The 4,489-nt window shown below is 61.1% G+C and carries 5 protein-coding genes; 4 read left to right on the top strand and 1 reads right to left on the bottom strand.

All coding sequences use genetic code 11. The features are described from left to right. Together eutB and eutC are read left to right on the top strand one after the other, a co-directional pair. Positions 1 to 442: ethanolamine ammonia-lyase subunit EutB (eutB, locus tag ABX74_RS03055; protein ID WP_047888198.1), on the top strand; the 442-nt coding region annotated here is incomplete at its 5' end. Continuing rightward, positions 439 to 1,212: an ethanolamine ammonia-lyase subunit EutC gene (eutC, locus tag ABX74_RS03060; RefSeq protein ID WP_047888199.1), complete on the top strand. Its 774-nt coding sequence runs from the start codon at positions 439 to 441 to the stop codon at positions 1,210 to 1,212. The genes eutB and eutC, both read left to right, overlap by 4 nt. Before the next feature lie 25 nt (positions 1,213 to 1,237). Here eutC and ABX74_RS03065 read toward each other — a convergent pair whose 3' ends face one another. Next, complete coding sequence (locus ABX74_RS03065; RefSeq protein ID WP_029536725.1) at positions 1,238 to 2,113, bottom strand: glycosyltransferase; 876 nt, start codon at positions 2,111 to 2,113, stop codon at positions 1,238 to 1,240. Between the two features lie 184 nt (positions 2,114 to 2,297). On the opposite strand from ABX74_RS03065, the gene ABX74_RS03070 reads away from it, so the two are divergent. Next, positions 2,298 to 2,837: a hypothetical protein gene (locus tag ABX74_RS03070; protein WP_047888200.1), complete on the top strand. Its 540-nt coding sequence runs from the start codon at positions 2,298 to 2,300 to the stop codon at positions 2,835 to 2,837. Positions 2,838 to 3,071: 234 nt separating this feature from the next. Further along, the gene (locus ABX74_RS03075) at positions 3,072 to 4,442 is read left to right on the top strand and encodes an MFS transporter (RefSeq protein ID WP_370671300.1); all 1,371 of its coding nucleotides are present in this window, start codon (positions 3,072 to 3,074) and stop codon (positions 4,440 to 4,442) included. Positions 4,443 to 4,489: the final 47 nt, after the last annotated feature.

Genomic DNA, 4,489 nt, shown 5'->3' on the forward strand with positions numbered 1-4,489 from the left:
GGCTCGAGATCTCGAGCCGCTGCTGGTCAACACGGTGGTCGGTTTCATCGGTCCCGAGTACCTCTACGACGGCAAGCAGATCATTCGCGCGGGCTTGGAGGATCACTTCTGCGGAAAACTCCTCGGGCTGCCGATGGGAGTGGACGTCTGCTACACCAACCACGCCGAAGCCGATCAAGACGACATGGACAACCTCCTCACCTTGCTGGGCGTCGCCGGCGCGGCGTTCGTGATCGCGGTGCCCGGCGCCGACGACGTGATGCTCGGCTATCAAAGTCTGGCGTTCCACGACGCGTTGTACGTGCGTAAGGTCCTCGGTTTGCAGCCCGCCCCGGAGTTCGAGACCTGGCTCCACAACTTGGGGATGACCGACGCAAACGGTCGGGTTCTTCCGATCGACGCCGAAATGTCGCCGCTTCGGGCTTTGACGGTGAACTCATGACCGAAGATCAGGCGCCGATCCTCGATTTCTGGGGTCCACTGCGCAAGACCACACAATCGCGTATCGGGCTGGGGCGTGCCGGAGATTCGTTGCCCACCAAGCGGGTTCTCGAATTCAAGGCAGCACACGCCGCAGCCCGCGACGCAGTGCACGAGCCACTCGATTCCGAGACTCTCGTCAGTCGGGTCGACGGGGTGGGTATCGGGGCACCGGTGGTGGTCGCGAGCAGCGTCTCCACTCGCAGCGAGTATCTCCGGAGACCCGACCTGGGGCGACAACCCGCGGACCTGAGCGCGATCAAGAGCTCCGACAAGGAAATCGGGTTCATCCTCGCCGACGGACTCTCCCCGCGAGCACTGATGGACCACGGCGAGCAACTACTGTCCGCGTTGGTCACGGTGTTGGGGGAGCGGTACTCGATTGCGCCGCCGGTGATCGCCACGAATGCCCGTGTGGCACTGGGTGATCACATCGCCGCCGCGATGGGAGTGCAGACGGCGATCGTCCTGATCGGCGAACGTCCAGGGCTCTCCGTTGCGGACAGCGTCGGGATCTATCTGACTCACCTTCCGCGCGTCGGTCGTACCGACGCGGATCGAAACTGCATTTCCAATGTCCACCCACCCGAGGGCCTCGGATACGAGCAGGCTGCTCGTGTCGTCCTGGGGTTGGTGACGGGAGCGCGCCAATTGGGCCGCTCCGGCGTCGACCTCAAGGACACCTCTCGCGCCGACGCCGTTGCGTCGGGAGAAGTGCTGACGCTCGACTAGTTGACGGAATTGGCAGATTTCTGCGTCAGAGATACAGCACGCGATACTTGAGGCTGCCCTGGAGCTTGCCGACGAGATTGCCGGCGTGAACGAACCACCTTCCACGCGGAATTGGAGAGAACCTGCTCGGAACAAGCGGATTGAAAAGCAGAAGCGCGAGTAAAGTAGTTCCAAGGGTTCTCATTGGGGTACGGCGGTGACCGAATTCTCGAAAATGTGAGTAGAGCTGGGCTGACGCCATCCCGTATGCGCGCGTCTGATTCCACGTTTCGCGATAAGTGCTGCGCAGGCGATACGCGACGACTGCCTCGGGTGCGTGAGCCAACTTCATTCCTGCCAATTGGAGGCGCCAGCTGAGATCGATGTCTTCACCGGAGTTCACGTAGCGAAGATCGAAACCGTCGACCTGGTCGAAGGCAGATCGCCAAATACCGAATGTGCAGGTTATTCCGTAGGGAAGAAAATCATCGCTGCCGAACTGTGTGTTCGTAAACGTGCGCCATGAAGCTACCTCGGCGGAGTTGATCGACATTGTTTCTACAACTCCACCAACTGCATGCGCGTTCGCCGCAGCATGTGTAAGGGCTGTGAGCCAAGACGGGTGAACACGATCGTCTGCGTCGCAGAATGCGATGAAGTCGCCACGTGCGGCCGAAACACCTACGTTGCGTGCGTACCCACCGCCTCGGGCGGAGGACGCATCGATTAGTCGTAGAGTCAGTGACTGAGAAAGCACATGGTTTGCGATGTGCGTACCAAGGCCATCACTGGACCCGTTATCGGCAACAAGGACCTCGAATGCGCCTTCATAGTCCTGCTCGGAGAGGGCAGTGAGTTGTTCGTCGATGTGATCCATTGCATTGAACGCGGGGATCACCACCGAGACTAGTCGGGGAATCACCTGGGTAAAGATATCGTAAGAAAGGGAACTTTGCCCTGTTTCCGAATTTTGGTAAACGGCAACGGATCATTCAGCCGCTGGATTGTGATCTTATTCTTTCAGGCCCCTTGTCGGGCTGCGGAAACCCAGGGGAGTCCGCTGACATGCTGGAGCCGCAGAGGCGGCACGTGAGTAGGAGAAATTGATGGCCTTCGCTGGCAATGTGGACGAGTTGGCACTGCTCCAAGCAGTACGTCTCAAGGAGCGGGTCGGAGCGGTCGTCCTGGCCGAGCACTTGGGCGTCAGCGCAGCGTCCGGTCAGGCTGCGTACGACGCACTTGTCGCGCAGGGTAAAGCGGCCGAAGCAGAAGGCGCCATCAGCCTGACCGAGAAAGGCCTCGCGGAACTCGAAGATCAGTTGGACGCTGAGCGGGTCTCGATCGACGAGGACTCCATCGGCGAGGTGTACGAGGCTTTCGTTCCGCTGGACGAGGAGTTCGTTGCACTTATCGACGACGCAGACGCGAATTCCCTTGCCGAGCTGGACCGCCGGGCTGCAAACCTGTTCGACGATTTGTCGGCATTCGTTCCGCGGTTGTCCCGCTACCAGGATCTCTTCTCGGATGCTCTCGCGAAAGTTCAAGCGGGGGAGTCCAAGTGGATTTCAGAACCGGTCATCGACTCCTATGCCACGGTGTGGGGAGAGATCCGTCAGGAGCTTTTCGGGGCTGCCGGAAAGGCTTGATTCGTAGCGCTGGACCTGACGCAGTTCAGCGTGGGCCGTCCGATTCGTGTGAACGAATCGGACGGCCCACGGCATGTGAAGAGCCGTGAAACTCGTTACCATTGCATACAAGTCGTGACCGAGATCACTCCTACCCCCTTTCGGGGGTAGTGCAGGGGTGAGCCACATCACTACCTTTCCTCCTATCGACGGTGATGCCCACAGGGCGACACCACGGGACCACGGAGGAATCGAGTGACCACAGTCTCTCCCACAGGCGGCAACAGCGCCGCCGGCGCCGGGGGTGCGAGTGCCGCAGGCGCGACACAACCCCAGCAGACCACCAGTGTGCGGCGCGTCGCGATCGCGAGCTGCATCGGCACGACCATCGAGTTCTACGACTTCTTCATCTACGGAACTGCTGCGGCACTTGTCTTTCCGACGGTATTCTTCCCCGCGCTCGGTGCCACCGCGGGAACCGTCGCATCGTTTGCGACCTTCGCAGTCGCATTCATCGCCCGGCCCGTCGGCGCAATGCTGTTCGGGCACTTCGGTGATCGCATCGGTCGCAAGAAGACTCTGATCTCGACGCTCCTGCTCATGGGTATCTCGACGCTCCTGATCGGCTTGCTGCCCGGCGCGGCAACCATCGGTGTTGCGGCTCCGATCATCCTGGTGCTCTTGCGATTCGGCCAAGGCTTCGCGGTCGGCGGTGAATGGGCAGGCGCAACTCTGCTCACCGCGGAATACGCCCCACCGGGCAAACGTGGTCTGTATGCGATGTTCCCGCAGCTCGGCCCCGCAATCGCCTTCGTGCTCTCGAGCAGTACATTCCTCATCACCGGCGCTGTTCTCGGCGATACCAACCAAGCCTTCCTCGACTACGGCTGGCGTATCCCGTTCTTGTTCTCCATCGTGTTGGTCGGCATCGGCCTCTACATGCGACTCGCTATCGAGGAGACCCCGGTCTTCAAGGCGGAGCAGGCAGAGCGCGTTGCAGAGCAGAAGAACGAAGCACCTCGCACCCTCCCGTTCCTGGATGCCTGGCGGTTCCAGACCAAGGAAATCCTGCTCTCGGCCGGCGCCCTCGCTTGCCTGTTCGCGTTCTTCTACATGGGCACGGCGTTCCTCACGAGCTACGGAACCAAGACCCTCGGCTTCTCCCGCCCGTTCGTCCTGTCGGTCGGTATCGCGTCCGCCTTCGTCTTCGGTGCGGCGATCATCGTCTCCGCCTTGTACTCGGACCGCATCGGGCGTCGCAAGGTCATCATGATCTCTTGTGGTCTGGCTGTGGTGTGGGCGCTCATTCTGTTCCCGCTCCTGGACACCGGAACACCGATCGCGTTCATCCTCGGAATGTTCGGCACGCTGATGATCTTCGGAATCGCGTACGGCCCCTGCGGTGCGCTGCTTCCGGAAATGTTCCAGACCCGCTACCGCTACACCGGTGCCGGCCTCGGCTACAACCTCGCCGGAGTGCTCGGCGGCGCAGTGCCGCCGCTGATCGCCGCACCGCTGGCCTCGGCCTACGGGAGTATGGCCATCGGAATCATGTTGGCAATCCTCGGTGTGGTGAGTCTGGTCTGCACCTGGGCGCTCGTCGAGACCAAGGACCACGCCCTGTAAACACTGTGCGCCTTTATTAACCGCCGGCGGTTAATAAAGGCGCACAG

It is taken from the genome of Rhodococcus sp. ARP2 (genome assembly GCF_001029585.1).
GTDB classification, from domain to species: domain Bacteria; phylum Actinomycetota; class Actinomycetes; order Mycobacteriales; family Mycobacteriaceae; genus Rhodococcus_F; species Rhodococcus_F erythropolis.

Coding starts and splice junctions, on each gene's coding strand:
- eutC (WP_047888199.1), top strand. CDS start 439: ATGACCGAAGATCAGGCGCCGATCCTCGATTTCTGGGGTCCACTGCGC.
- ABX74_RS03070 (WP_047888200.1), top strand. CDS start 2,298: ATGGCCTTCGCTGGCAATGTGGACGAGTTGGCACTGCTCCAAGCAGTA.